This window comes from Micromonospora mangrovicola (assembly GCF_047200535.1).
In the GTDB taxonomy this organism is placed as follows: Bacteria; Actinomycetota; Actinomycetes; order Mycobacteriales; family Micromonosporaceae; genus Micromonospora.
Map to the genome: position 1 here is coordinate 33,726 of NZ_JBJZOG010000001.1, position 26,605 is coordinate 60,330.

Consider the following 26,605-nt stretch of genomic DNA (forward strand, 5'->3'; position numbering starts at 1 on the left):
CTACGACGACTTCAGTTCGGCGCGTGTCACGCCGCGCCGCGTCCTGAAGCCGTCGCGCAGCGACGGGAGCACCGGGAAGCGGGGCCGACGGCTCGGCCGTACGACTCGATGACGTCACTGGGCCGGTACGCCGGCCTCCTGCTGTCGCCGGCCACGCTGCCCGACGCCGTCGCGCGCGTCGCCCGTACCGTCGCCACCGCCGTGCCCGACGCGGCGTCGGCGGCCGCCGACGGCGCCCCCCGCTCGCTCGGCGAGGCGGCCGGTAGCGCGGGCGCGGCAGCCGCCCGGCTGGCCCGGCTCGCGGGGCTGACCCGGCGGCGGGTGTGGACCCGGGACGGCCGGCACCACATCGAGGTGCACGGCGTCTGCCAGAACGGCGGGGACCGGCTGGCCCGGCAGGTCGAGGCGGCACTGGAACGGCTGCCCGGGGTGGCCTGGGCGCGGGTGAACGCCCCTTCCGGCCGGGTGATCGTCGCCGTCCGGGAGCCGAAGCCGAAGCTGCGCGACCTGATCGCCACCGTCGCCCACACGGAGCGGGTCTGCCCGCACGAACCCGACCCGGAGATCGCACCGCCGCACCCGCCCGAGGAGGGCCCCCGTACCCCCCGCACGCTGGGCGCGCTGGTCTCGGACGCGCTCGGCCTGACCATCTCCGCGGCCAGCCGGATCCTGCCGTTCACCCCGGTGCCCGCCGAGGTCGCCGGCTTCCTCACGGCGGTCGACCTGCACCCGAAGCTGCACGCGCTGGCCGACCGGGGGCTGCGCGCCGACCCCCGCGCCGACGTGCTCTTCCCGCTCGCCGAGGCGGTCGTGCAGGGCCTCACCGGCGGCTGGACCAGCATCCTGCTGGACGGCGCGCAGCGGGTGGTGCAGTGGGGCGAGGCGCGGGCCCAGCTCACCACCTGGTCCAAGGCCGAACCGAGGCTGACCGGCACCCCCGAGCGGGCCGTCGCCCGGGTGCCCGACGGCGAACGGCCCTGCCCCGTCCCGGACGGCCCGGCCGAGCGGTACGTCACCGGGATGCTCGCCGCCGGGGCCGCGGCCGGCGCGGCGGCGCTCCCGGTGGTCGGCCACAAACGGGCCGGGGCCCTGGCCCTCTCCGCCCTGCCCAAGGCACCCGGGAACGGCCGGGAAGGGTACGGCGCCCAGCTCGGCCGGATACTGGCCCGGCGTGGCGTCATCGTCATGGACCGCAGTGTCCTGCGCGAGCTGGACCGGATCGACACGGTGCTGCTGGACACCCGGGTACTCGGCTCCGACCGGGGCGTGCTGGCCGACCTGGCGCCGCTGCCCGGCGCGGACGCCGGGGAGGTCGCCACGCGGTCCTTCGCCCTCTTCGACCCGGCCGAGCCCGACGGGGTACGGCAGGCCGACGGCTGGCGGCTCGCGCCGCTGGACCGGGTCGACGCCGAGGATCCCGGCGACACCGAGGACAGCCGGCGGCTCAGGGAGGACGGCGGCCACCTGCTCGGCCTGACCGACGGCGGCCGGCTCGCCGCCGTACTGAGGGTCGAACCGGAGCCCGCGCCCGGCGTGGATGCCCTGCCGACCGCCACCCGTCATGCCGGACTGCGGCTCGTGGTGGCCGGCGACGACGACGGCCGGTACGGCTTCGCCGACGCCCTGCTGCCCGGCGGTCCCCACCTCGCCGACTCGGTACGCACCCTGCAACGCGAGGGCGCGGTGGTCCTGGTGGTCTCCGGCGACCGGGCCGCACTCGGCGCCGCCGACTGCGGGGTCGGCGTCTCCGCCCCGGAGGACCTGCCGCCCTGGGGCGCGCACCTGATCGTCGGCGAGGACCTGCGCATCCCGGCGCTGCTGATCGACGCGACCGGGGTAGCCCGCCGAATGACCGGACAGAACATCCGGCTCGCGATGGCCGGCAGCGGCCTGGGCGCGCTCGGCGCGTTCACCGCCGGCCCGGAGCAGCTTCCCGGCCGAGCCTTCGCCGCGGTGAACGGCGCCGGCGCGATCGCCTTCGCCCACGGCGTGTGGCGGGCCCACCGGCTGCCGGACCGGACCCGCACCCCGGTGCCCGCCCTGACCGCCTGGCACCTGATGCCGGTGCGGACCGTGCTGGACCAGCTCGGCACCGACCACGACGGGTTGACCAGCGAGGAGGCGGTCCGGCGGCGACGGGAGACGACCGGGGACCACGGCGGCCCGACCGGGCTGCTCCGGGCGTTCGTGGAGGAGCTGTCGAACCCGCTCACCCCGGTGCTCGCCGCCGGCGCGGTGCTCTCCGCCGCCTTCGGCTCGCTGGTCGACGCCGCCCTGGTCGGCGGGGTGGTGGGTGGGTCCGCGCTGGTCGGGGCGGTGCACCAGCGCAACACCGAGCGGTCCCTGGCCGAGCTGCTGTCCCGCTCGGCGGTGACCGCACGGGTGCTCCGCGACGGCGTGGAGCGGGTGCTGCCCGCCGAGGATCTGGTGGCGGGGGACGTGGTCGCGGTCGGCCCCGGCGACGCGATCCCGGCCGACTGCCGGTTGCTCACCTCCGACGGCCTGGAGACCGACGAGTCGTCCCTGACCGGCGAGTCGCTGCCGGTGGCCAAGGCCCCCGATCCGGTCGTTGCGGCGGCCGTCGCCGAGCGGCACTCGATGCTGTACGAGGGCACCACCGTCGCGGCCGGCCACGGGACCGCGGTGGTGGTGGCGACCGGAGAGGAGACCGAGGCGGGGCGGAGCCTCGCCATGGCGCGGCAGGCCCCGCCGGCCAGCGGGGTCGAGGCACGGCTCGGGAAGCTGACCAGTGCGGCGGTGCCGCTGGCGGCCGGCTCGGCGATCGCGGTGGCCGGGGCGGGACTGCTCCGGGGCGTACCCCTGGCGGAGACGGCGGCGACCGCCGCGAACCTGGCCGTGGCCTCGGTGCCGGAAGGGCTGCCGTTCCTGGTCAGCGCCGCGCAACTGGCGGCGGCGCGGCGGCTGGCCGAGCACGGCGCGTTGGTCCGCAACCCCCGGACAATCGAGGCGTTGGGCCGGGTCGACGTGCTCTGCTTCGACAAGACCGGCACCCTCACCGAGGGGAAGCTGCTGCTGGCCGGGGTCGGCTCCGCCGACGACCGGTACGCCCCGCCGGATCGGCTGGACGGGTCGCTGCGGCCGATCCTGGCCACCGGGCTGCGGGCCACCCCGGCGGCGGCCGACCCGGACGAGCTGCCCCAGCACACCGACCGCGCGGTACGCCGGGGTGCCGGCACGGCCGGGGTGGTCGAGCAGACCGGCGCGGCCGACTGGGCGGCGGTGGGCGGGCTGCCGTTCGAGCCGTCCCGGGGCTACCACGCCACGGTCGGCCGGTACGCCGACGGGCTGCTGCTCAGCGTCAAGGGGGCGCCCGAATCCGTGCTGCCGCGCTGCACGGCCCGGCGCGTCGCCGGGGGCGACCAGCCGCTGGACGACGCCGGACGGAGCGCACTGCACGCCACGCTCGCCGACCGGGCCGGGGCCGGGCACCGCATCCTCGCCGTGGCCGAGTGCCACGTCGGCGCGGAGTCGGTGACCGACGAGCAGGTCGAAGGGCTGGTCTTCGTCGGCTTCCTGGCGCTCGCCGACGGGGTGCGGGAGAGCGCCGCACCGGCCGTACGCCGGATCCGGCAGGCCGGCGTGCACACCATCATGATCACGGGCGATCATCCGGCCACCGCCGAGGCGATCGCCGCGAAGATCAGTCCCGACCACGGCGAGCAGCGGGTGGTCACCGCGACCGACCTGGTCCGGCTCGACGACGAGGCCCTCGCCGCGCGGTTGATGGCCACCGACGTGGTGGCCCGGTGCACTCCGACCCACAAGGTCCGGATCATCCAGGCGCTCCAGCGTCAGGGCCGGACGGTGGCGATGACCGGCGACGGCGCCAACGACGCCCCGGCGATCCGGCTGGCCGACGTGGGCATCGCCCTCGGCCAGCGGGGCACCCCGGCGGCGCGGGCCGCCGCGGACCTGGTGGTCACCGACGACCGACTGGAGACGATCATCGCCACCCTCGTGGAGGGGCGGGCGATGTGGTCCTCGGTCCGCCACGCGCTGAGCATCCTGGTCGGCGGCAACCTCGGCGAGATCGCGTTCAGCGTGCTGACCGCCGCCACGACGGGCCGGTCGGCCCTCAACGGCCGGCAGCTGCTCCTGGTCAACCTGCTCACCGACCTGGTGCCGGCGCTGGCCATCGCGGTCCGCCCGCCCGCCTCCGACCGGGCCGACCACCTGCTGCGGGAGGGGCCCGACACCTCGCTGGGCGAGACGATGACGCGGGAGATCGCGCTCCGGGCGGGGGCCACCACGTTGGGCGCGACGGCCGGGTGGACGCTCGCCCGGTACACGGGACGGCAGCGTCGGGCCGGCACGGTCGCCCTCGCCTCGCTGATCGGCACCCAGCTCGGCCAGACCGTCCTGGCCGGCGGGACCAGCCCGACGGTGTTGGCCTCCACCGCCGCCTCGATCGGCGTGCTGGTGGCGGTGGTGCAGACCCCGGGGGTGAGCCAGTTCTTCGGCTGCACCCCGCTCGGCCCGGTGGGCTGGACGATCGCCGCCGGCTCCGCGTTCGGCGCCACGTTCGCCAACGGCGCGCTCACCCGGCTGGTGGACCGCCTCCCGCAGCACGGCCTCCGCCCGCCCGGCGATCGGGGCGGGCTGGCCTGAGGCGGGACCGGAGCGCGTCGGGCCGACGCGGGCGGCATTGCGGCAGGTCGCGGTGTCCCGGTGCCGCGAAGGGCCGCTCCGCCGTGATCCCGGGTCGACCCGACGCCCGGCGTCGGGCCGGCCAGGTCAGGCGCGCTCGGAGATGGCCTCGATGAGGTCGCCCACCGGGCGGTCCGGCAGCGACCGGGCCACGTCGGCGACGGCCACGATGCCGACGAGTTCGGTCCCGTCGACCACCGGCAGCCGGCGTACCTGGTGCCGGCCCATGGTCCGCAGGACCTCGGCCGCGTCGTCGTCGGCGCCGATGGTCACCGTCCCGCCCTGAGCCAGCTCACCCGCGGTCACGCTGCCCGGGTCGCGTCCCTGGGCGAGCACCTTCACCACGATGTCCCGGTCGGTCAGCATGCCCCGGAGACGGTTGTCGTCCCCGCAGATCGGCAGCGAGCCCACCCCGAGCTCGGCCATCCGCCGGGCGGCGGTACGGAGGTCGTCCTGTTCGCGGATGCAGCTCACGTCGCTGGTCATGATGTCGCGTACGGTCGGCATTGCCATGACACCTCACCTTCGGGGGGTTGCCACCCTTTCCCTTACCCCCGATCCTGGCCCGCGATGCCGGCACATGGATGGCGACGGGGCGGGAACCCCGGTGGTGGAGGTGATCTGAGATGTCCTTCGTCCAGGTTGTGGAGTATCAGACCGACCGACCCGACGAGGTGCGCCAGCTCGGCGAGGAGTGGAGTCGCGTCAACCCGACTCCCGGTCCGGAGCGGCTCACCCTCGCCGAGGACCGGGACCGGCCGGGCCACTTCGTGATAGTCGCCGAGTTCGACAGTTACGAGCAGGCGATGGAGCACAGCAAGCAGGCCGAGACCGGCGAGTACGCCGACCGGATGCGACAGTTGGCCACAAAGGAGCCCCGCTACGTCAACCTTGAGGTCGCCCACCAGGAGACCTGACCAGCGGGCACCCCGCCACCGGGCGCGACATGGCCGACACCGGACGACCGGTGGCCTTCCCGAGGGCGGATTGACTAGCTTAGGGAGCATGGTCCACGACGAGCAGATCCTGACGATGCGTCCGAAGACCCCGATTCCGGCCCCCGCGCCACCGGTCGCCGCTTGCGGAGGCGAGCCCGGCCGGAAGGGGTGACGGCGTGCCGAGACGTCTGCTGGATGGCCGGTACCAGTCCGAGGAACTACTGGGCAGCGGCGGGATGGGCGAGGTCTGGCAGGGTCGTGACCTGCGGCTGGACCGCCCCGTGGCGATCAAGCTGCTGACCGTCGGTCCCGACGAGCCCACGGCCGTGGAACGCTTCGACCGGGAGGCCCGTGCGGCGGCCCGGCTGACCCACCCGCACATCGTCGGCGTCTACGACTTCGGCACCGAGGACGACGACTCCTTCCTGGTCATGGAACTGGTGACGGGTCCGACGGTGGCCGCGCTGATCGCCGACGGCCCACTGCCGCTGGCGCAGGCGGTGTCGATCGCGGTACAGACCTGCGACGGGATCGCCGCCGCGCACGATGCCGGGGTGGTGCACCGGGACGTCAAACCGTCGAACCTGATCGTCACCCCCACCGGCACCGTGAAGATCTGCGACTTCGGCATCGCCCGCCTGCCCTCGGCAGCCGGGCAGGACACCCTGACCGGGCCGGTGACCAAGCTCGGCACCAGCTCGTACATGTCACCCGAGCAGGCGCTCGGCGGGCCGGTGGACCCCCGCACCGACCTGTACGGCCTGGGCTGCACCCTCTACGCGATGCTCGCCGGCCGACCGCCGTTCAACGGCGACCCGCTCAGCGTCCTGCACCAGCACGTCAACGAGCCGCCCGCACCGCTGCGGGACCGCCGACCCGACGTACCCGCCGAACTGGACGCGCTGGTTGCGGAGCTGCTGGCCAAGGATCCGGCCGACCGGCCGGCCGATGCCGCCGCGGTCCGCGACCGCCTCGCGGCCATGTCACCCTCGGCGGTCCACCGGACCGTGCCCGTCGTACCGGTGCCGTCGCCGCCCGCACCGCCGGCCGGTTCCGTGCCGGTGGGGCCGGGCCGGGCGGCGGCGACGGTCACCGCCGGCCGGCCGGTAGGCCGCAGCAGTGTGCTGCTGGTGGCGCCGTCCCTGCTCGGAGGTGCGGTGCTCGCCCTGGCCGGGATCGCCCTGCTCGGTCCCGACCGCGAATCCTCGGTGGCGCTGCCGACCGCGCCCGCCCCGGCCACCTCCGGGCCGTCGTCGAGCGCACCGGCGATGTCGCCGACCGCCACGCCCAGCCCGCCGGCGTACCGGACGCGCAAACCCGCCAACCGGGCCGACCGGTCGCCGCTGCCCCGGGCCACCTCCCGCACGCCGACCGCCGACCCGATCGTCGCGATCCGGCTGTCGATCCGGCGGCAGGTGGACACCGGCCAGTTGAACCCGGACGCGGCCACGGACCTGCACAACCGGGTGGACGCGATCGCCCGGGAGATCGGCGAGGACGACACCAACCAGGCCGAGGACCAGGTCAGGAAGCTACGCGGCCGGTTGGACGACCTGCTGCGCGGCGGCAAGCTCACCGCCGACGGGTACGACGTCCTGACCGCCGACGTCGACCGGATCGCCGCCGAGCTGCCCTGACGAGGTCGGCCGGCTGCCGGCCGGTCGGCGGGCCGCAGACGGTCAGTGCCAGGTGGCGGCGGCCCGCCGCAACCGGTCGTTGATCGCCCTGCCCACCCCGATCTCCGGCACCGGCTCGGCCACGATCTCGGTCACCCCGGCCGCGTCGAGCTGGTGCAGCGCGTCGAACAGTCGCGCGGCCGCCACCGTGAGGTCTCCGTCGGGCGACAGCACCTCCACCGCCGCCCATCCGCCGTCCGCCGGACGCTCCCGGAAGGCCAGGAAGCCCCGCCGGCCACCGTCGCCGGGCACCGGCCCGGCCGCCCCCAACCGCAACGGGGTACGCGGGGCGTAGTGCGCGGCCAGCGTCCCGGGCGCCACCGGCTGGCCGGAGCTGCCCGGCCGTACGTCGACCGGCCCGACCGCCTCGACCAGCGCCTCCACCGGCAGCGCGCCCAGCCGGAGCACCACCGGCCGCTCGCCCCGGGCGTCCACGATCGTCGACTCGATGCCGCACCGGGTCGGCCCGCCGTCGAGCACCACGTCCACGGCGTCGCCCAGCCCGGCCACCACGTGCTCGGCCCGGGTCGGGCTGAGCTGCCCGAACCGGTTGGCGCTGGGCGCGGCGACCGGCAGCCCGGCGGCGGCGATCAGGGCCCGGGCGGACGGCTCGTCCGGCACCCGGACCGCCATGGTGTCCAGTCCGGACGTGACGATCGGCGGGATCACCGCGGGCCGGTCCACGATCAGGGTGAGCGGGCCGGGCCAGAACCGCTCGACGAGCGCGGCGGTCGCCGGCGGCACCTCGCCGATCAGGCCGGGCAGGTCGGCGGCGTCGGCCAGATGGCTGATCAGCGGGTCGAAGCTGGGCCGGGCCTTCGCCGCGAAAATCCGGGCCGCCGCCTGCGCGTCGAGCGCGTTCGCGCCCAGCCCGTAGACCGTCTCGGTGGGGAAGGCGACCAGCCCTCCGGCACGCAGGACGGAGGCGGCTTCGGCGATGCCGCTGTCGGCCGGCAGGACGCGCGGGGATCCGGTGCTCACGCCCCGACGCTAGCCTGCCACCCACCACCTAATACGCCGGGCCACCGGTAACACCGCCGCCGTCCGGTGCCGGGCCGCCCGACGGTCGGCGTAGGTCGCCGGCGATCCACCGCGCCCCGTCCCCAGGGCGGGAGTAGACACGAGGGTGTCCGCGCCGGCGGACGCGACCGAGGGGGCACGATGACGGACGACCGCCCGCACAAGCGGGTCGACAGCGTCGACGACCTGGTCACCTGGCTCCAGTGGCTCGCCGACGACGTGGCCCGCGCGCCCGACGCGGTGGTCAACCTGGAACTCGACCAGTTCCTGAACGCCTGCGCCACCCAGCTACGGGACCGGACGCGGCTGGCCCGCCGGGCCGGCCGGCCGGGCCCCGAACGGCCGTCCTGGCAGCTCGTGGCCGACGTGCTGCACGACGCCGCCTACCACTTCTGAAGCCGGCGGGGACAGCGCGGAACTCTCCCGTCACCGTACGATCACGGCCGTGCTGCCGATACACGTGACGGTGTGGGACGGCCAGGCCGGGCGCGGTGACCAGGTCATCCTGGTTCACGGCACCATGACCTGGGGGCTCGCGTCGTTCGCGCATCAGCAACCGCTGGCGAGGCACCGCCGGATCCTCCTCGTGGATCGCAGGGGCTTCGGGGCCAGCCCCGACACTGACCGGAGTGACTACGACGTCGACGCCGACGACATCGTCGGGCTGATGGACCGGCCCAGCCACCTGGTCGGTCACTCGTACGGCGGCGTGGTCGCGATGCTGGCCGCGGCGGGCCGCCCGGACCGGGTCAGCTCCCTGGCGCTCATCGAGCCGTCGGCGCTGGCGGTGGCGGCCGGGCAACCCGTCGTCGCCGCGGCGCTCGAAGCCAACCGGCGGCACGTGGCCGCGTCCCGCTCCATGTCGGCCGAAGAGTACCTACGAGCGGCCTACCGCGGGAGCGCCGAGCCGGTGCCCGAGCCGTTCGAGTTCGCCCTGCGGGCCGCGGAGACCGCGCTGCGGGAGCGGCCCTGCTGGGAGGCGACGGTGCCGGTCGACGGCATCCGCCGCACCGGCTACCCGAAGCTGGTGCTCGCCGGCACGTGGGAGACGGCGCCGGCGGAGTACCGCGCGGCGGCCGGGGACGCCCTGGTGGCGACCGCGAGGACGGTGGCGGAGCGCATCGGTGCCCACTTCCACCAGGTCGCGGGAGCGGATCACTCGCCGCACCGGCAACACCCCGACGAGGTGAACCGGCTGCTGCTCGACCTGTGGGAACAGGCGGACGGATCCTGCGCCTGACCACCGCCCGTCGATCTCGGGGACCATGCCGGGCCGGAACGCGTCATAGGCTGAGCGGCCGGTGGTGGGGTGCAGGCGCAAGGTGCGAACCGCAGAGGGCCAGGACGTCTACGACTTCTACCAGCGCGAGATACCCGAGGGCGCGTGGGGAGACCCGGTGAGCGGCACCGTCTCGACATTCGACAAGCCGTACACGCTCTGGCTCTCTGACGCCGACTGCGAGCCGGTCGAGGCGGTCACCGTGCCAACTCGAAGCCGTCGCACGTTCCAGGCGTACGTGGGCCAGACCTGGTACTGGACTGAGGCATCCGTGACGCAGCCTGCCGACGACTGCGAGTGCGGGGTCGTCAGCCCCTGAATTCGACGGCACGGTGCTCGGGCTTCGTGACCTGGCCCGGGAGGTTCGCGTGCCCGACCATCACATGTACGTATGGTGGTCGATCTAAGCGGGATCAGACCTGCTCGACCTGTGGGTTTCGAAGGGCGAAGGTCGATCCTTTCCTCAGTCACGACGCCGGGGCTGCATTGAGGAGGAGTTTCCGGGATGGTGTCGTATCAAGGCGTAGCCGTTCGTGGAACCAGTGTGCGGCGGCCGGCTGGGCCGCCGCACACGAGGAGCCGGGGGAAGGCCCTCGTCCGGGGACTGGGAGGAGACGACCATGACGGAGTACCTGATCACCTTCAACGATGAGTGGGTGCCCGACCACACGGCGGAGGAGTTGCGCGAGAAGGGCACGGCCGTCCGGGCCGTGATCGAGGAGATGCAGGCCGACGGTGTCCTGATCTTCACCAACGGCGGGCTCGACCGGTCCACCGCGGTGTGCAGTGTCGAGCCGGTTGACGGCAAGCCCGTCTTCACCGACGGCCCGTACGTCGAGACCAAGGAGCACCTCGGCGGCTTCGTCGTCGTGGACGTGCCCGACGACGCGGCGGCGCGATACTGGGCCGGCCGGCTCGCGACCGTGCTCGACTGGCCGCAGGAGGTGCACCGGTTCCGAGGTCCCGGGCAGGTCCGGCGTAACGGCTCTGGGGAGAAGTGAGCGCGGCACCCAGGTACCTGCCGTCCGCCTACGGACCGGCCGAGCGCACCGACTTCGGCACCGACCCCTCCCAGGAGGCCATGCTGCAGGCGTACGCCGACACCGGCGCCTTCACCGAGAGGCCCCAGAGGGGCGATCACTTCGTCTTCGGCCGACGGCCTGGAGCCCGCGACGGCCGCCACCACCGTCGACGGGCAGGGCGAGAAAACGGTTCTGCACCGTCGGGCCCTACCTGGAGACGAAGGAGTACCTCGGCGGCTTCTGCGGGTGGCGCTCACTCTGCGCCTGCTCGGCGGCCTCACCGTCCCCGAGATCGCCCACGCCTTTCTGGTGGAGGAGACCACGATGGCGCGACGGATCACCCGCGCCAAGGCAAAGATCAAGGCCGCACACATCCCCTACCGGGTGCCCTGGGCCGACGACATCCGTAAGCGGCTCGCCGGTGTGCTCGCGGGTCGTCTACCTCGTCTTCAACGAGGGCTATCTCGCCAGCGAGGGGGACGACCGGTGCGCGTCGACCTCACCGACGAGGCGATCCGCCTCGGCCGCCTGCTCCGAACTCTCCTCCCGGACGACGGCGAGGTAACCGGCCTGCTTGCCCTTATGCTTTTCACTGACGCCCGGCGGCCGGCGCGCGTGTCCCGCACCGGGGAGCTGGTGCCCCTCGGCGAGCAGGACCGCGGCGCATGGGACCGCACCCTCATCGCCGAGGGCAACGCCTTGGTTCGCGAGCGGATCGAGGCGGTGGTGGCCGGCGGTGACCCACCCGGGCGCTACCAGCTGCAGGCCGCGATCAACGCGGTCCACACGGATGCCCCATTCGCCCGGGACACCGACTGGTCCACGATTGTCGCCCTCTACAACCGTATGGTGCTGGTCGACCCCTCGCCGATCGTGCGGCTCAACCGGGCGGTCGCGGTCGCCGAAGTCGACGGCCCCGGGGTCGGCCTCGCCGAGATCGGCCGGCTCGCCGAGGTCCTTGACGGCTACCACGCCTTCCACGCCGCGCGCGCCGACCTGCTGCGGCGACTCGGGCGCCGCGGCGAGTCGCGGGCGGCGTACGACCGGGCCATCGGTCTCGCCGGCAACCCGGCGGAGCGGGCATACCTCACCCGCCGCCGCGACCAGCTCGCGGGCTGACCGACACGTGGAGCCAGCCCGTTCCAGCACCGTCCGCTGGCTAGATCCGTGCACGCGTGACCGAGTTCGTGAGGCACCAGACGCACCGGCAGCGGGCCGGCCCAGGTCAGGTGGCCTGCACGATCTGGATCAGGTTGCCGCAGGTGTCGTCGAAGACCGCTGTGGTGACGGGACCCATCTGCAAAGGCTCCTGGGTGAACCGCACGCCCAAGCCGCGCAGTCGTTCAAATTCTGAGTGGACGTCCTCAACCGCGAAAGACGTGTACGGGATCCCGTCGTTGACCAGCGCCTCCTTCCATGGCTTGGCTGCGGGGTGACCGTCCGGTTCGAGCAGCAACTCGCAGCCATCCGGATCGCCAGGCGAGACGACTGTGAGCCAGCGGTGCTCGCCGAGCGGAACCTCTGTCTTCTTCACGAAGCCCAGCACCTCGGTATAGAACCGCAGTGCCTCGTCCTGGTTATGGACGAGAACGCTGGTGAGGTGGATGCGCATCAGTTCTCCTTCGCTTCGCGGTTGCGCCATCGATCGGTAAGGCGCTCCAGGGGGCCGGTGTCGATGTGGTGAAACTTGTAGCGGCCCTCACGGTGGCTGGTGACCAGGCCCGCCCCGATCAGGACCTCCAGGTGCTGGGAGATCGCCTGCCGGGACGAACCGAGCCGGTATTTCATGGTCAGTCGCGAACAGATCTCGAACAGCGTCTGACCATCACGCTCCGCCAGTTCGTCGAGGATCTTCCGACGGGTCGGGTCGGCCAAGGCTTTGAAGACGTCGCCCTCTCCAGCAGCGTCGCGTTCGTGTTCGGCGTCACCCACCCGCCAATGATAGGCAAGTCACGACTTGCCTATCAAGGTCGATGGCATCGCAATCGGCAACCACACTCTGATCACCTGTCACCCAGCGCCAACGGACCGTACGGCCCTCCCGACGTCGCCGCCACCAAGATCAGACGTCGGCACATCGGCAGATCCGGGATGCTGTCGGCGGTCCCGCTCAGTGGCGGTAGCGGAGGTCTGCTCGTCAGAACGAAATCTCCGTAGCGATGCACGGGTCGTCTGCTATCACCTCCACCGCCAGCTCGACTTTGGCGGTCGATCTGTCGGCGAACACCATTCGGACCTGGTACCCCCCTCTCGTGGCCGTCTGTCACCGATGACCAATCCCATGGGTTGACGATGGTGAATGACCCCACGAGGGCGGGCTGCCAACTCGGTTGGTCCCTACCGGACAGTTGGTCGGCGCTCGTATCGTCTCCGCCGCCGAGCATCGCGTCGGCGCCCGCGCGATCGCGTCCTTGGTACGAGGGTCAGGTAGCGGTCGACCTCTTTACGGCGATAAAGCCGCGGAACGTCAACCGACGCTTCGAGCAGCTCCGTGCGGGCTGGACTGGCTGCACCTGCACGACCTGCGGCACGCGTTCGCCACGTTCCTGCTCGACCAGGGCGAAGAGCTGCGCACGATGATGGAGCTGCTCGGACACTCCGTGATCCGGATGACGGCCGACACCTACGGCCACGTTCTGCCGGCGCGGGCTTGTATGGCGGCCTCGGCCATCGATCGCGTACTGGGCGAGGAGGGGAAGGCGTGACCGCTTGGCCGTACAGATGGCTGTACTCGGGAGCGAGATCAACCAGGGAAAGTGCTGGTGGAGCCCAGGGGACTTGAACCCCAAAAGCGCGATCATGGAACATCGGAGATGTAAGCGGCCTCTGACCTGCTGTTACCTCCGATTGACTTCCGTCGCCTGACACTTGTTTGCGGCCTCAGGTGGTCCCGATGTGGTCCCGATGATCTTGCCGATCAAGGTAGCCCGAGCGTGCGGTCCGACGACGGACGAGATGTTGCCCGGTTGGTGGGCGGTGCTTGGTGGCGGTCTTGGCTGTACCGGTGGCTGTACGCCGACAGGACGTGGCCGCCATGCTGTCGGAATGACGGCGGAGCATCCGATCATCGACCTTGATGACCATGGCCATGGACGCCTCAGGCCGGATGAGGGTCCGCGACGCCGCAGACTGATCAACCGAGCAACGAGCGCCTACACCATCGGGGCGTTCGTCCTTGGCGTAGCGGTCGGCGGTATCGGCATAGCCGAGGTGCAGGGCTCACGCGACGCACGAACGCGGACTGCCACTGTCGCGGTTGTCGTCATAGCCAGCTCGGCAAGTGACGGCGGTGAAATCTCCGGCAGTACCGCCCAGTTCGACGCGCAACTGACGGTGGTCAACGCTGGTCCACAGCCGGTCACGGTTCGCGCGGTCGGAGCACGCCTCCCGGGCACAGTGATCGATGCCGCCGCTCCGTCTCGCCGGCTGCATCCTGGCGAGGTGGGCGTGATACAGGTCCAGGTTGTCGTGCACTGCTCCGTAAAGCCTGATCCGGTGCCGATGCGACTGTCGGTCGAGACGGCCGACCACCGAACCCGTGAGGTGAGCTACCCCATGGCGTACATCGGTACCGCCTGGCACAACCGGGCTGTGTTGCTATGCGGGCAGGGCGGCTAAGAGCGGATCTCCTCGTCGGGCAGTCGTAGACCGTCCAGCCTCCCCGGACGGGGACAAGGTGGAGCGCCCTACCGGACGAACGACCTTGGCCCCGTCCGGGGAGGCTGGTAGCCCTTGTGGTGCCCGGCGAGGTGATTCGCGGCGGCATCTGGGTGTCCCGGTCGGCACGCTCTATCAGTGGCGTCACCGTCGCACTGGACCGCGTGCTTCGCGCGTTGGACGTCATCTGCGTTATGACCCCGCTGCGGTCCGGGCATGGGTCACGGAACGGGAGGGCTGACGTGGCGGTCCACGATCTGTGGTATTTGAGCACTCCCGGTCCGGATGGCGAGAGGATCAAGTCTGGGAAGTATGGCCGGGGCAAGCGGTGGCGGGTCCGGTACGTCGATGCCGCTGGTGAGACGCGGGACAAGGTGTTCCAGCGCAAGCGCGACGCCGAGGACTTCGACCTTGCTGCCCGGAGCGGCACTGCCCCGGAAGTGAAGCTGGACCAGGGCGAGCGGAACGGCACGTTCGCCGTGTACGTGGACCGTTGGCGTCTGGCCCGGAACATCGGGTGGGCGTTGGAGACTCGGCGGCGCATCGAGTCGAACGTGCGGCGACACCTGGTCCCGGAGTTCGGCAACCGACTCGTCCGCTCGATCACTCAGACCGATGTGTTGCTGTGGCTGGCGCAACGTCTCGGCGCGGGTGTGCCTCAGTCCAGCCTGCGCCTGTACTTCGAGCTGTTCGACGCCATCATGAGTGCGGCAGTCACGGACAAGGTGATCCCGGACAACCCGTGTGATGGGATCAAACTGTCGCAGGTGTTCCGAGGGCTCAGCCGCGCGCCAAAGTGGGTGCCCGAGGAGAGTGACGTGCTCCGCCTATTCGATGCGGTGCCGGACCGCTATCACGGTTTGCTGTGGCTCGGCGCGGGCGCGGGCCTGCGGATCAGTGAGGCGCTCGGTTTTGAGCACGGGCCGCGCTGCCTGGACGCGGAGCATGAGGAGCTACACATCGTTCAGCAGTTGCGGTACGCGCCGCAGGAGTACGAAGGCGGCTTCTACCTCAGTACGCCCAAGGGCGGCTCGGTCGGCACCGTGGACCTGGACCCGATGGTCGCTTCCGCGCTGCACCGTCACGTGCAGGAGTACCCACCGACCGAGGTCGAAATAGTAGACGTGACCTCGGGCAATCCGGTGCGCCGTCGCGTTCCGCTGCTGTTCACCACTACCCACAAGAACCCGTTCACCGATCGCACCTGGTCGGCGGAGTGGGTCAAGTGGCGGGAGAAGGCGGGATGGCCCAAAGAGCACGGCGGCTTTCACGCCCTACGGCACTTCTTCGCCACGACGCTGATCACCAACCACGTCGACCCGAAGGAAGTCCAACGAGCGCTGCGGCATAGCACCCTGCAAATCACCCTGGAGACCTACGTTCACTTCTGGCCCCGCCGAGAGCGCCGACGCGGTGTCGTGGGTGATGTGTTGCGGGCCGCCGCTGGCAACCAGGACCATCGGCAGGGTGGTCCCGATGTGGTCCCGATGATCTTACGAGGTGCTCCGCCGCAGGTCAGAGGCGGAATGAGTGGAGCCCAGGGGACTTGAACCCCTAACCCCTGCCTTGCAAAGGCAGTGCTCTGCCAGTTGAGCTAGGGCCCCGAGGCGGGCGGAACCGCCCGGTGCTGGCAGTCGGAGGGACGGTCAGCGCAGGTCGGGAGCGGTTGTCGCCTCGTGCCACAGGGCGCGCTCGTCGTTCGAGGCCTTCACCTTCTTGGCCACGAGCGCGGCAACGCCGACGACGCCGGCCAGGATCAGGAGCTTCTTGAACATGGGACGACCCCTCGCGCTCGGCTACCGTCCGACGGTGTGCGGTGGGGCTAGCTGGAATCGAACCAGCGACCTCAGAGTTATCAGCTCTGCGCTCTAACCGACTGAGCTATAGCCCCGCGTAGCGACGAGCAAGGTTAACCCATCGCCGCCGCCGTACCCAAATCGGGGGGTCCGTGGCGGCCCTTGCCTTCACCCTGCTGGATTGAACCTATCCGGATAGCCGACGCCGGGGCGACCGCTTTTCGCGGTGCCCCGGCGCCGATTTGTTCAGTCCCGCTCGGCGAGGGTCAGTTCGATCCCGCCGACCAGGTCGGCGCAGACGTTGTAGACGAAGGCGCCGAGGGTGGCGAGCGCGGTGAAGAGCACCACGTTCACCAGCCCGATCAGCGCGGAGCTGAGGATGACCCCCTTGGCGGTGATCCGGAATCCGCCGCCGCCCTGGCCGCCGGCGTTGACCAGGTCGGTCAGGCTGGCGTTGACGCTCTTGAACACGCCCATCGCGTCGAGGGCCAGGTAGAGCACCGAGGTGGCGACGACCACCACGATGAAGAGCACCACCGAGACCGCGAACGCGAACTTCATCACGGACCAGGGGTCGATCCGCTTGAGGTTCAGCCGGGCCCGGCGCGGCCCGCGCGACGCGGCTGAGCTGATTGAGGAACGCGCGGCGCGTACCGCCTCACCGACGCGGGCGGCCCCGACGGCGGCCGCACCGCCGATGCCCGGCGGCAGGCCACCGCCGTTGGCGGGGCGACCGGTGGTGCCGGGCCGCGCCCCGTCCGGCGTCGGCTTCGGCGCGGTGCCCAAGCCGACGCCGATGCGCGGCTGGGTGCCGGTCGTGCCGGTCGACGGCTTGGCCGTGCCGGTTGTCTTGATCGGCTGTGTCGTCGTGGCGGCGGGCTTGATCGGGCCGGCGGCCGCGGGCGAAGCGTCGACCTGCTCGGTCCTCTCACTCGTTCCCGAGTCCTCCGCGGGCTTGTCCGGCGGCGGTGTCATGCCGGGGGCCCGGGTGAACTTCGGGGCAGGCGCATCGGCGGGGACCGTGGCCCGGCCCACGGCCGCGCGGCCGGTCGCTGACGTACCGCTCTTGGCGGCCTCCTCGTCGACCGGGTTGGCCGAGGTCCCCGCGTTCCCCGACTTCGCCTGTGTCTCCGTCATCAACTAGTCCTGTTCGTCAGGCTCGTCGGCATTGCGAGCAATCGCCACGATAGTCACGCCGTCCGGGAGGTCCATCAGCTTGACCCCCATTGTGTTCCGGTCCCGGGTACGGCGTACAGGCTTCACCGGAGTCCGGATGACGCCGCCGTTGCTGGTGATGGCGAACAGCTCGTCGTCCGGGCTGATCACCGCCGCGCCGACCAGACCACCGCGTCGCTCGGTGATCTTCGCAGTCAGCACGCCCTTACCTCCCCGGCCCTGGACCGGGTATTCCTCGATCGGGGTACGTTTCGCGTATCCGCCGTTCGTTGCGACGAGCACGTCCATCTCCATGCCCTCACGGACGACCTCCATGGCAAGGAGAACATCCTCCTCGCTGAAGCGCATGCCGATGACGCCGGATGTGGCCCGGCCCATCGGGCGCAGCGCCTCGTCGGCGGCATTGAAGCGGATGGCCTGGGCGTTCTTGGAGACCAGGAGAAGGTCGTCCTCCGGGCTCACCAGGGCAGCACCGACCAACTCGTCCTCATCGCGCAGGTTGATCGCGATGATGCCGCCGGACCGGTTGGAGTCGAACTCCTCGAGCCGCGTCTTCTTCACCAGGCCGTTCTTCGTGGCGAGTACCAGGTAGGGGGCCACCTGGTAGTTCGGAATTTCAATAATCTGCGCGATCTGCTCGTCCGCTTGGAAGGCGAGCAGGTTGGCCACGTGCTGGCCCTTGGCCACCCTACTGGCTTCCGGAAGCTCGTACGCCTTCGCCCGATAGACCCGGCCCTTGTTCGTGAAGAACAGGATCCAGTCGTGCGTCGAGCATACGAAGAAATGGCTGACAATGTCGTCCTGGCGGAGCGTCGCGCCGCTGACGCCCTTGCCGCCGCGCCGCTGCGAGCGGTAGAGGTCGACCTTGGTGCGCTTGGCGTACCCGGTGCGGGTGATCGTGACGACGACGTCCTCACGGGCGATGAGGTCCTCCATGGAGACCTCGCCGTCGAACGGCACGATCTTCGTCCGCCGGTCGTCGCCCCACTTCGCGACGATCTCGCCCAGCTCCTCGGAGACGATCTTCCGCTGCCGCTCCGGCTTGGCGAGGATGTCCTTGAGGTCGGCGATCTCCACTTCGAGCTTGGCCAGGTCGTCGAGGATCCGCTGGCGCTCCAGGGCAGCCAGACGGCGCAGCTGCATGTCCAGAATCGCGGTGGCCTGGATCTCGTCGATCTCCAGCAGCTGGATCAGGCCCCGGCGGGCGTCCTCGACCGTGGGCGAGCGCCGGATCAGGGCGATCACCTCGTCGAGCGCGTCGAGGGCCTTGGCCAGACCGCGCAGGATGTGTGCCCGCTCCTCGGCCTTGCGCAGCCGGAACGCCGTCCGCCGGCGGATGACCTCGATCTGGTGCTCGACGTAGAAGCGGATGAACTGGGCCAGGTTGAGCGTGCGCGGCACGCCGTCAACCAGCGCCAGCATGTTGGCGCCGAACGTCTCCTGGAGCTGGGTGTGCTTGTAGAGGTTGTTCAGCACCACCTTGGCGACCGCGTCGCGCTTGAGCACGAGCACCAGCCGCATGCCGGTACGCCCGGAGGACTCGTCGCGGATGTCGGCGATGCCGGCGAGCTTGCCCTCCTTGATCAGCTCCGCGATCCGCTCGGCGAGGTTGTCCGGGTTGACCTGGTACGGCAGCTCGCTGACCACCAGCGCCGGACGGCCGCGCTTGTCCTCCTCCACCTCGACGACGGCGCGCATCCGGATCGAGCCGCGGCCGGTCCGGTAGGCGTCCTGGATGCCGGCCTGGCCGACGATCAGGCCGTGGGTGGGGAAGTCCGGGCCCTTGACGATCTCCAGCAGCGCCTCGAGGGTGGTGGCCTCGTCGGCTTCCGGGTGCTCCAGGCACCACTGCACGGCAGCGCCGATCTCGCGCAGGTTGTGCGGCGGGATCTTGGTGGCCATGCCGACCGCGATGCCCTCGGAGCCGTTGATCAGGAGGTTGGGGATCCGGGACGGCAGGATGGTGGGCTCCTTGGCCCGGCCGTCGTAGTTGTCCTGGAGGTCGACGGTGTCCTCGTCGATGTCCCGCAGCATCTCCATGGCCAGCGGGTCGAGCTTGCACTCGGTGTAGCGCATGGCGGCGGCCGGGTCGTTGCCGGGAGAGCCGAAGTTGCCGTTGCCGTCGACCAGCGGGTAGCGCAGCGACCAGGGCTGCGCCATCCGGACCAGCGCGTCGTAGATGGCCGAGTCACCGTGCGGGTGGAACTGGCCCATCACGTCGCCGACGACGCGGGAGCACTTCACGTAGCCGCGGTCCGGCCGGTACCCGGAGTCGAACATGGCGTAGAGGATCTTCCGGTGAACCGGCTTGAGCCCGTCCCGGACGTCCGGCAGGGCCCGCCCGACGATGACGCTCATCGCGTAGTCGAGGTACGAGCGCTGCATCTCGACCTCGAGGCCCACCGGCTCGATCCGGTCGTGCGCCACGACGGCGGCCAGTGTCTCCGGGGTCTCCGGCTCGTTCGGGGTGGACTCGGGAGTATCCGTCACTGTTAACCCTTATCAGACTCAGAGTCGTGTTCGTGCTGTGGATAACGGCTGTGGAAACCGGCCGGACTGTGGATAACTCTGTGGACCGCCGGGCCGGCCGGTGGATCCCCGTCCGGCCCGGACCGGCCCGTCAGATGTCCAGGAACCGCACGTCCTTGGCATTGCGCTGAATGAACGAGCGGCGCGCCTCGACGTCCTCGCCCATCAACACGCTGAACAGCTCGTCGGCGGTTGCGGCGTCGTCGAGGGTCACCTGGCGAAGCGTACGGGTGGCCGGGTTCATGGTGGTCTCCCACAGCTCGGGATAGTTCATCTCGCCGAGCCCCTTGAACCGCTGGATGTCGTCCGGCTTGGCGTTGGGCTTCTTCTGCTGGCGCAGCGCGATCAGCCCGTCCCGCTCCCGGTCCGAGTACGCGTACTGGGCGTCGTCGCCCTTCCGGTTCCACTTGATCTTGTAGAGCGGCGGGGCGGCCAGGTAGACGTGGCCCAGCTCGACCAGCGGCCGCATGAAGCGGAACAGCAGGGTGAGCAGCAGCGTCTGGATGTGCTGGCCGTCCACGTCGGCGTCGGCCATCAGCACGATCTTGTGATACCGCAGCTTCTCGATGTCGAAGTCGTCGTGGATGCCGGTGCCCAGCGCGGTGATCAGCGCCTGGACCTCGTTGTTCTTCAGCACCCGGTCGATCCGGGCCTTCTCCACGTTAAGGATCTTGCCGCGGATCGGCAGGATCGCCTGGGTACGCGGGTCGCGGCCCTGCTTGGCCGAGCCGCCCGCCGAGTCACCCTCGACGATGAACACCTCGGACTCGCGCGGGTCGGTGGACTGGCAGTCGGCCAGCTTGCCCGGCATCGAACCGGACTCCAGCAGCGACTTGCGCCGGGCCAGCTTCCGCGCCTGCTGGGCGGCGATCCGGGCCCGGGCGGCCTGGGACGCCTTGGTGATGATGGTCTTCGCCTCGGCCGGGTTCCGGTCGAGCCAGTCGACCAGCCACTCGTTGCAGACCCGCTGCACGAAGCTCTTCACCGGGGTGTTGCCGAGCTTGGTCTTGGTCTGACCCTCGAACTGCGGGTTGGTCAGCTTGACCGAGATGATCGCGGCCAGGCCCTCGCGGATGTCCTCGCCGGAGAGCTTCTCGTCGCCCTTGAGCAGCTTCTTCTCCGCGCCGTACCGATTGATGACGCTGGTCAGCGCGGCCCGGAAGCCCTCCTCGTGGGTGCCGCCCTCGTGGGTGTTGATGTTGTTGGCGAAGGTGTAGACCGACTCGCCGTACGACTCGTTCCACTGCATGGCGATCTCGACCGACATGCCCTCCTCCTCGGCGCCGAACTCGACCACCGTCTTGTGGATCGGGTTCTTCGAGGCGTTGAGGTGCCGGACGAAGTCGGCGATGCCGCCCTCGTAGTGGAAGGTCACCTCGCGCGGCTTGCCCTCCTCGCTCTCCACGACCCGCTCGTCGAGAAGGTGGATGGTGAGGCCGCGGGTGAGGAACGCCATCTCCTGCAGACGGCGGTAGATGGTCTGGAAGTCGAAATCGACGGTCTCGAAGACGTCCGGGTCGGGCCAGAAAGAGACGGCCGAGCCCGTCCGGTCGGTCGACTCGCCCTTCTCCAGCGGGGTCGGCTTGGACCGGTCGTACTCCTGCCGCCAGACGAAACCGTCCTTGTGGATCTCCACAGCCATCTTCGTGGAGAGGGCGTTCACCACGGACACGCCGACGCCGTGCAGACCACCGGAGACCGCGTACGCCTTGCCGTCGAACTTGCCGCCGGCGTGCAGCACGGTGAGCGCGACCTCGACGCCCGGCTTCTTCAGCTTCGGGTGGAGGTCGACCGGGAAGCCACGCCCGTTGTCGGTGACCCGTACGCCGCCGTCGGCCAGCAGCACCACGTCGATGGTGTCGCAGTATCCGGCCAGCGCCTCGTCCACCGCGTTGTCGACGACCTCCCACACGAGGTGGTGCAGACCGCGTTCACCGGTGGACCCGATGTACATACCGGGCCGCTTCCGGACCGCCTCCAACCCCTCGAGGACGGTGATCGACTCGGCACCGTACTTCTTGTTGTCCTCCGCTGCCACCCTCGGCCACTTTCTCGCACCGACCACGCCAGAGCGCGGGGCGCGGGTTCGGCGGACAGGACGCGACGGCGGCGTGCACGGACCGGTCCCCGGACATCCAGGTCACGGATGGCTACGCCGGTCGGCGCGGTTGCCCGCGGATCGCGATCGGCTCGACCCGACGCGGGACAATGATCAAGGGCCCTGCGGGCCCGTGTCCGTCGCTCCGTGTCGCGTCTTTCGTCTCGCCCTCAATCTTACTGTGCGCAGCCGACCAAACCGCCACTCGGCACCGCTCCGGGAGGGCTGAGAAGTCCGTAGCCGGCCGAATCGCGCCGTCCGCAACTCCCCACACGCCAGCGACGGCTTCCGGTCGCGGTACGGCGTCAGACCGGCCTTCATCCGGTCCGGACCGCCGCCCGACCGCGCGGAGGCCGAAATTGTGGCCGCCGGCCGAGCCGGCAGTCGTCGTGCCCCCGACCGGGAGCGCTTCCACCGGCGGGTCCGACGCTACGCCGCGACCCGGACCAGTCGTCGGTCACCGCATCGGTATCGGCACGTGACCGACCAGGGGTCGCGGCGGGACCGGACGTGCCGTAACTTTGCGGCGCCGCCGCTGCGGTCTTGATCTTTCGCGGCCGGAACCGGGACGATCGACCCGATCGGTCCGACAAACGCGCTTGGTGAGAGGTGACGCCAGATGGGGCTGGACAACGTCGCGGTGCACTGGCCGCGTACCGGCCGCTTCTACGATCCGGTCGCGCCGGCCGAGTTCGTCGACTTCGGCGAGATCGTGGACATGCCACACATCTCCGCCCCCACCGCCGCACTCGCCGAATTGATCGCGAAGACCGGCACGGTACGCGCGACCGCGTACACCGAACTGGTCGACCTGATTCTCGGGCTGGAGAATGTGCTCTACGCCACGGAGAACGCCGCCGAGGACGAGGACCCCGTGATCGACCCGGACGGCTGCTCCTGGATCGCCGACGGGGTGGAGAAGTTCGTGGCCCGGCACCGGCCGATCGACGAGGCGGTGACCTTCGAGTCGGTCAGCGACGTGCTGCGGTCCCTGCTGGGCGACGGCCGCCTGGCCGAGCAGCAGCTACGCTGGCTGGACAGCCGGCTGGACAAGCTGCGCGACGAGGACGGCGATCCGCCGCAGTGGAACTTCACCTGCGCCGAGTTGAGCGTGCTCGCCGCCTTCTACCGGCGCTGCGCCGACCGCGGCTTCGCGGTCTACTCCGACGCCTGACCCGGCTGCCCGGCCTCGCCGGGCCCCGCCGTCACGGCCCGGTTGGCCGCCGCGATCACCTCGGTCAGCACCGTGTGCAGGTGCCGCAGGTCCGCCAGCGGCAGGCCGAGCCGCGCCACGATCGCGGGCGGAATCTGCTCGGCCTGCGCCCGGAGGGCCTGACCGCTGGCCGTGAGCGAGACGGCGAGGCTGCGCTCGTCCGACGCATCCCGCTCCCGTCGTACGTAGCCTGCGGCTTCGAGCCGCTTGAGCAGGGGTGACAGGGTGCCCGGATCGAGCTGGAGCAGCCGGCTCAGCTCCCGCACGGACAGCGGCGCGTACTGCCAGAGCGCCAGCATGACCAGGTACTGCGGATGGGTCAGCCCCATCGGCTCCAGCAACGGGCGGTAGACCGCGACCACCCCCCGCGCGGCGACGGAGAGCGCGAAACACACCTGCTGCTCCAGCGCCAGGGGATCGCCCTCAAGCCTGTCGGCCACCCTCACCCCTCCTCATCGTCGTTGCGATCGTACCAACAATTGGTGTACCAATTATTGGTACACGAATGATGTCCGGTGGCGAGAGGGAGGCCAGGCGGATGAGCAGCGACGAGCAGGTGGGCGACGCTTCCGGTAAGGGCGGCCGCCTCATGGGCTGGGTGTTCCGGAACCTCGCCGGCCCGCCTGAGGTGCGGGGGGCGGTGCAGGGCGGCTCACGGCAGGCCCGCGACGCGTGGAAGCAGGACCTCGAGCAGCGCCGGCAGTGGAGCCGCGAGCAGCGGGAGCGCAAGCACGCCGAGCGGGAGGCCCGGCGCGCCGAGCGGTGACCGTCAGCCGTACGTGTCGCGGGGTCCGCGGCCGCGGACCCGGCGCGGCCCACGCGACCAGGACGGCGCGGCCGGGCCGTGGATGTGCAGCTTGCGAACCACGTTGTGGCCCACCTCGCGGGCGATCTGCTGGAGCAGCGAGCTGGCGAGCAGGCGCAGCTGGGTGGCCCACGCCGTCGAGCGGGCCTCCACGGTCAGCTCGCCGTTCTCCAGCTTCACCGGGCGGCTGTGCTGCGCCACCTCCGGCCCGACCACCCGCTCCCAGGCGCCGAAGACCGTCGCCTCGGCCGCCGGCTGCTGCCAGCCGCGCGCCTTGACCAACTTGTCCAGCACCGCGCCGAGCAGTTGTGGATCACGCGGATCCGGCCCGGGACCGGAGTAGCCCCGCAGCCGCCGCTCGCCGTCGCCGCGTACCGCGCTGCGCCGCCGGGCGGGAGCCGCCGCCTGCCGCCGGGCCTTCGCCGCGTCCAGCACCGCCCGGGCCAGCTCCGGTCCGGACGCCCCGGCGGGCAGGTCACCGGTCGCTTCGGCCGCGTCCGCCCCGGCCGCCGAGGGGCTCCGGCTACCGGGGGACGATCCGTCCCCGTCCGCGCCCCCCTCGGGCGTACGTGACGACCCGGCGTCCGGTGCGGCCCGCCGGCCACGAGCGGTCCCTGCCGTGCCGTCGCCCCTCGACCGTCCGGCCGAGCCCTCAGGAGTACGTCCCGGCCCCAGCCGGGCCGGCGGGAGCTGAACCTCGTCATCCGACACGGCGTACCGTCCCCTCGCCCACCGCGTACCGGGCGCCCCGCAGGGCCGCCGGCACGTCGTCGTCGACCGCGCAGGTCACCAGGAGTTGGCTGGCCCCGCCGACCAGCTCGGCCAGGCGCTCCCGGCGGCCGGCGTCCAGCTCGGCGAAGACGTCGTCGAGCACCAGCACCGGCTCGATGCCGTCGGCGCGCAACAGGTCGTACCCGGCCAGCCGCAGCGCGAGCGCGTACGACCAGGACTCGCCGTGGCTCGCGTACCCCTTGGCGGGGAGCGGGCCGAGCGTTAGGGCGAGGTCGTCACGGTGCGGGCCGACCAGCGTGGTGCCGCGTTCGATCTCCGCCGACCGCTGCGCGGTCAGCGCGGTGGACAGCGCCTCGGTCAGCACCGCCCGGTCGGTGGTCGGCTCGGACAGCTCCACCGACGGCCGGTACGCGATCCCCGCCGCGCCCCGGCCCGCCGCCACCGCGTCGTACGCCTTGGCCACGTGCGGGGCGAGCGCGGCAACCAGCTCCAGCCGGCCGGCGAGCAGCTCCGCGCCGTGCTGCGCCAGATGGGTGTCCCAGACGGCGAGCGTGGACAGGTCCCCGCCCCGCGAGCCGCCCGTCTTGCGGGCCAGGTACGCCGTGCGCAGCAGGGCGTTGCGCTGCTTGACCACCCGCTCGTAGTCGGCGCGCACGCCGGCGTACCGGGGCTGGCGGGTGACCAGCAGGTCGTCCAGGTAGCGACGGCGCTCGGCCGGATCGCCGCGCACCAGCTCCAGGTCCTCCGGGGCGAAGAGCACCAGCCGCAGCGCACCCAGCACGTCCCGGGCACGGCGGGTCGCCGAACGGCCCAGCCGGGCCCGGTTGGCCTTGCCGGGCACGATCTCGAGCTCCACCAGGAGCTCACGGCCCTCGTGCAGCACCGCACAGCGGATCACCGCCGAGGAGGCGCCCATCCGGACCAGGGGGGCGTCCGTGGCGACCCGGTGCGAGTCCAGGGTCGCCACGTAGCCCAGCGCCTCGACCAGGTTGGTCTTGCCGACGCCGTTGGCGCCGATCAGCACGTTCGGGCCGGGCTCCAGGTCGACGCCGACGCGCTCGTACGAGCGGAAGTCGACCAGTTCGAGCCGGCGGACGTACACAGGCTGTGGATGCCGGTCAGCGCTTGCGGACGGCGTGCCCGCCGAACTGCTGGCGCAGCGCGGCAACGGCCTTCATCGCCGGCGAGTCGTCCTGGCGGGAAGCGAACCGGGCGAAGAGGGAGGCGGTGATCACGTTCAGCGGCACGGCGAGCCGGACCGCCTCGTCCACCGTCCAGCGGCCCTCGCCGGTGTCCTCGGTGTAGCCGCTCAGCTCGGCCAGCTCCGGGTCCTCGTCCAAGGCGCGGTCGAGCAGGTCGAGCAGCCAGGACCGGACCACGGTGCCCTCGCGCCAGGACTTGAAGACGCCCGGCACGTTGGTCACCAGCTCGGACTTGGCCAGCAGCTCGTAGCCCTCGGCGTAGGCGTGCATCAGGCCGTACTCGATGCCGTTGTGCACCATCTTGGCGTAGTGCCCGGCGCCGACCGGGCCGGCGTGCACCAAGCCGAACTCGCCGGCCGGCTTGAGCGCCTCGAAGATCGGCATCAGCCGCCCGACGTGCTCCTCGGAGCCGCCGACCATCAGGGCGTACCCGTTCTGCCGGCCCCAGACCCCGCCGGAGACGCCCACGTCGATGTAGCCGATGCCCTGCTCGTTCAGCCGCTCGGCGCGCGGAGCGTCGTCACTGAACCGGGAGTTGCCGCCGTCGATGATGATGTCACCCTCGCCGAGCACGCCGGCGAGCTCGTCGATCGTGGCGTCGGTGACCCCCGCCGGGACCATCACCCAGACCGCGCGCGGCGACTCCAGCTTCTCGGCCAGCTCCGCGAGGCTCGCGACGTCGCTCAGCTCCGCGTCGCGGTCGTAGCCGACCACCTCGTGCCCGGCGGCGCGCAACCGCTCGCGCATGTTGCCGCCCATCCGGCCGAGTCCTACCAGGCCGAGCTGCATCTGCT

The 26,605-nt window shown here is 71.4% G+C and carries 25 protein-coding genes, 2 tRNA genes and 1 pseudogene; 14 read left to right on the forward strand and 14 right to left on the reverse strand.

All coding sequences use genetic code 11. From position 1 onward, the window contains the following. The first annotated feature begins 108 nt into the window (after nt 1-108). Nucleotides 109-4,629 (forward strand): cation-translocating P-type ATPase, encoded by a 4,521-nt coding sequence (locus tag ACL02O_RS00155; RefSeq protein ID WP_412815854.1) that lies wholly within the window; start codon nt 109-111, stop codon nt 4,627-4,629. 126 nt (nt 4,630-4,755) lie between these two features. Here the strand turns inward: ACL02O_RS00155 and ACL02O_RS00160 are convergent, their stop codons facing one another. Further along, the gene (locus ACL02O_RS00160) at nt 4,756-5,181 is read right to left on the reverse strand and encodes a CBS domain-containing protein (RefSeq protein ID WP_412815855.1); all 426 of its coding nucleotides are present in this window, start codon (nt 5,179-5,181) and stop codon (nt 4,756-4,758) included. 113 nt (nt 5,182-5,294) lie between these two features. Between ACL02O_RS00160 and ACL02O_RS00165 the strand changes: the two genes are divergently transcribed. Beyond that, nucleotides 5,295-5,585, forward strand: coding sequence for a hypothetical protein (locus ACL02O_RS00165; protein ID WP_412815856.1), 291 nt, complete (start codon nt 5,295-5,297; stop codon nt 5,583-5,585). Nucleotides 5,586-5,782: 197 nt separating this feature from the next. Next, nucleotides 5,783-7,243 carry a serine/threonine-protein kinase gene (locus tag ACL02O_RS00170; protein ID WP_412815857.1) on the forward strand — a complete coding sequence of 487 codons (1,461 nt, stop codon included), beginning with the start codon at nt 5,783-5,785 and terminating at the stop codon, nt 7,241-7,243. 42 nt (nt 7,244-7,285) lie between these two features. On the opposite strand, the gene ACL02O_RS00175 is transcribed toward ACL02O_RS00170, so the two are convergent. Continuing rightward, nucleotides 7,286-8,239 carry an L-threonylcarbamoyladenylate synthase gene (locus ACL02O_RS00175; protein ID WP_412815976.1) on the reverse strand — a complete coding sequence of 318 codons (954 nt, stop codon included), beginning with the start codon at nt 8,237-8,239 and terminating at the stop codon, nt 7,286-7,288. A 204-nt stretch (nt 8,240-8,443) separates the two neighbouring features. On the opposite strand from ACL02O_RS00175, the gene ACL02O_RS00180 reads away from it, so the two are divergent. The 5 genes and pseudogenes from ACL02O_RS00180 to ACL02O_RS00200 all read left to right on the forward strand — a co-directional run. After that, on the forward strand, nt 8,444-8,698 hold the full coding sequence (locus ACL02O_RS00180) for a DUF7660 family protein (protein WP_412815858.1): 255 nt from the start codon (nt 8,444-8,446) through the stop codon (nt 8,696-8,698). Between the two features lie 49 nt (nt 8,699-8,747). Then, complete coding sequence (locus tag ACL02O_RS00185) at nt 8,748-9,542, forward strand: alpha/beta fold hydrolase (protein ID WP_412815859.1); 795 nt, start codon at nt 8,748-8,750, stop codon at nt 9,540-9,542. An 82-nt stretch (nt 9,543-9,624) separates the two neighbouring features. Continuing rightward, nucleotides 9,625-9,900: a hypothetical protein gene (locus ACL02O_RS00190; protein WP_412815860.1), complete on the forward strand. Its 276-nt coding sequence runs from the start codon at nt 9,625-9,627 to the stop codon at nt 9,898-9,900. Between the two features lie 301 nt (nt 9,901-10,201). After that, nucleotides 10,202-10,582, forward strand: coding sequence for a YciI family protein (locus ACL02O_RS00195; protein WP_412815861.1), 381 nt, complete (start codon nt 10,202-10,204; stop codon nt 10,580-10,582). A 261-nt stretch (nt 10,583-10,843) separates the two neighbouring features. Then, nucleotides 10,844-11,722, forward strand: a pseudogene (locus ACL02O_RS00200) (RNA polymerase sigma factor); the annotation flags it as partial. Between the two features lie 106 nt (nt 11,723-11,828). On the opposite strand, the gene ACL02O_RS00205 reads toward ACL02O_RS00200, so the two are convergent. Next, nucleotides 11,829-12,215: a VOC family protein gene (locus ACL02O_RS00205; RefSeq protein WP_412815862.1), complete on the reverse strand. Its 387-nt coding sequence runs from the start codon at nt 12,213-12,215 to the stop codon at nt 11,829-11,831. Beyond that, nucleotides 12,215-12,535 carry an ArsR/SmtB family transcription factor gene (locus tag ACL02O_RS00210; RefSeq protein ID WP_412815863.1) on the reverse strand — a complete coding sequence of 107 codons (321 nt, stop codon included), beginning with the start codon at nt 12,533-12,535 and terminating at the stop codon, nt 12,215-12,217. Before ACL02O_RS00210 ends, ACL02O_RS00205 begins: the two co-directional genes overlap by 1 nt. A 398-nt stretch (nt 12,536-12,933) precedes the next feature. Between ACL02O_RS00210 and ACL02O_RS00215 the strand changes: the two genes are divergently transcribed. The 4 genes from ACL02O_RS00215 to ACL02O_RS00230 all read left to right on the forward strand — a co-directional run bounded on the left by ACL02O_RS00215 (nt 12,934) and on the right by ACL02O_RS00230 (nt 15,810). Further along, a complete protein-coding gene (locus ACL02O_RS00215; protein WP_412815864.1) occupies nt 12,934-13,308 on the forward strand; it encodes a tyrosine-type recombinase/integrase in 375 nt (124 codons plus the stop codon). Between the two features lie 340 nt (nt 13,309-13,648). After that, a complete protein-coding gene (locus ACL02O_RS00220; RefSeq protein ID WP_412815865.1) occupies nt 13,649-14,221 on the forward strand; it encodes a hypothetical protein in 573 nt (190 codons plus the stop codon). 85 nt (nt 14,222-14,306) lie between these two features. Continuing rightward, the gene (locus ACL02O_RS00225; RefSeq protein ID WP_412815977.1) at nt 14,307-14,501 is read left to right on the forward strand and encodes a helix-turn-helix domain-containing protein; all 195 of its coding nucleotides are present in this window, start codon (nt 14,307-14,309) and stop codon (nt 14,499-14,501) included. Between the two features lie 133 nt (nt 14,502-14,634). After that, on the forward strand, nt 14,635-15,810 hold the full coding sequence (locus tag ACL02O_RS00230; protein ID WP_412815978.1) for a tyrosine-type recombinase/integrase: 1,176 nt from the start codon (nt 14,635-14,637) through the stop codon (nt 15,808-15,810). Here the strand turns inward: ACL02O_RS00230 and ACL02O_RS00235 are convergent. From ACL02O_RS00235 to gyrB, 6 genes are all read right to left on the reverse strand, one after another. Further along, nucleotides 15,792-15,864, reverse strand: a tRNA-Ala gene (locus ACL02O_RS00235). The genes ACL02O_RS00230 and ACL02O_RS00235 overlap by 19 nt on opposite strands. A gap of 42 nt (nt 15,865-15,906) precedes the next feature. Then, on the reverse strand, nt 15,907-16,035 hold the full coding sequence (locus tag ACL02O_RS00240) for a DLW-39 family protein (RefSeq protein ID WP_265009727.1): 129 nt from the start codon (nt 16,033-16,035) through the stop codon (nt 15,907-15,909). Between the two features lie 42 nt (nt 16,036-16,077). Next, nucleotides 16,078-16,151: transfer RNA gene (locus ACL02O_RS00245), tRNA-Ile, on the reverse strand. Nucleotides 16,152-16,302: 151 nt separating this feature from the next. Then, nucleotides 16,303-17,193 carry a DUF3566 domain-containing protein gene (locus tag ACL02O_RS00250; RefSeq protein ID WP_412815866.1) on the reverse strand — a complete coding sequence of 297 codons (891 nt, stop codon included), beginning with the start codon at nt 17,191-17,193 and terminating at the stop codon, nt 16,303-16,305. Between the two features lie 3 nt (nt 17,194-17,196). Further along, nucleotides 17,197-19,722 carry a DNA gyrase subunit A gene (gene gyrA / locus ACL02O_RS00255; RefSeq protein ID WP_412815867.1) on the reverse strand — a complete coding sequence of 842 codons (2,526 nt, stop codon included), beginning with the start codon at nt 19,720-19,722 and terminating at the stop codon, nt 17,197-17,199. Nucleotides 19,723-19,852: 130 nt separating this feature from the next. Further along, nucleotides 19,853-21,799, reverse strand: a complete 1,947-nt coding sequence (gyrB, locus tag ACL02O_RS00260; RefSeq protein ID WP_412815868.1) for a DNA topoisomerase (ATP-hydrolyzing) subunit B — start codon at nt 21,797-21,799, stop codon at nt 19,853-19,855. A gap of 679 nt (nt 21,800-22,478) precedes the next feature. On the opposite strand from gyrB, the gene ACL02O_RS00265 reads away from it, so the two are divergent. Continuing rightward, nucleotides 22,479-23,033 carry a hypothetical protein gene (locus ACL02O_RS00265; RefSeq protein ID WP_412815869.1) on the forward strand — a complete coding sequence of 185 codons (555 nt, stop codon included), beginning with the start codon at nt 22,479-22,481 and terminating at the stop codon, nt 23,031-23,033. Here ACL02O_RS00265 and ACL02O_RS00270 read toward each other — a convergent pair. Further along, the gene (locus ACL02O_RS00270) at nt 23,018-23,512 is read right to left on the reverse strand and encodes a MarR family winged helix-turn-helix transcriptional regulator (protein ID WP_412815870.1); all 495 of its coding nucleotides are present in this window, start codon (nt 23,510-23,512) and stop codon (nt 23,018-23,020) included. The two genes, ACL02O_RS00265 and ACL02O_RS00270, sit on opposite strands and share 16 nt — an antisense overlap. Before the next feature lie 98 nt (nt 23,513-23,610). Between ACL02O_RS00270 and ACL02O_RS00275 the strand changes: the two genes are divergently transcribed. Continuing rightward, nucleotides 23,611-23,838: a hypothetical protein gene (locus ACL02O_RS00275; protein ID WP_412815871.1), complete on the forward strand. Its 228-nt coding sequence runs from the start codon at nt 23,611-23,613 to the stop codon at nt 23,836-23,838. Between the two features lie 3 nt (nt 23,839-23,841). Here ACL02O_RS00275 and ACL02O_RS00280 read toward each other — a convergent pair whose 3' ends face one another. From ACL02O_RS00280 to gnd, 3 genes are all read right to left on the reverse strand, one after another. Further along, nucleotides 23,842-24,351 carry a DciA family protein gene (locus tag ACL02O_RS00280; RefSeq protein ID WP_412815979.1) on the reverse strand — a complete coding sequence of 170 codons (510 nt, stop codon included), beginning with the start codon at nt 24,349-24,351 and terminating at the stop codon, nt 23,842-23,844. A 226-nt stretch (nt 24,352-24,577) separates the two neighbouring features. Next, nucleotides 24,578-25,711, reverse strand: a complete 1,134-nt coding sequence (gene recF, locus ACL02O_RS00285) for a DNA replication/repair protein RecF (protein ID WP_412815872.1) — start codon at nt 25,709-25,711, stop codon at nt 24,578-24,580. Between the two features lie 16 nt (nt 25,712-25,727). Next, complete coding sequence (gene gnd, locus ACL02O_RS00290) at nt 25,728-26,600, reverse strand: phosphogluconate dehydrogenase (NAD(+)-dependent, decarboxylating) (RefSeq protein ID WP_412815873.1); 873 nt, start codon at nt 26,598-26,600, stop codon at nt 25,728-25,730. Between the last annotated feature and the right edge of the window lie 5 nt (nt 26,601-26,605).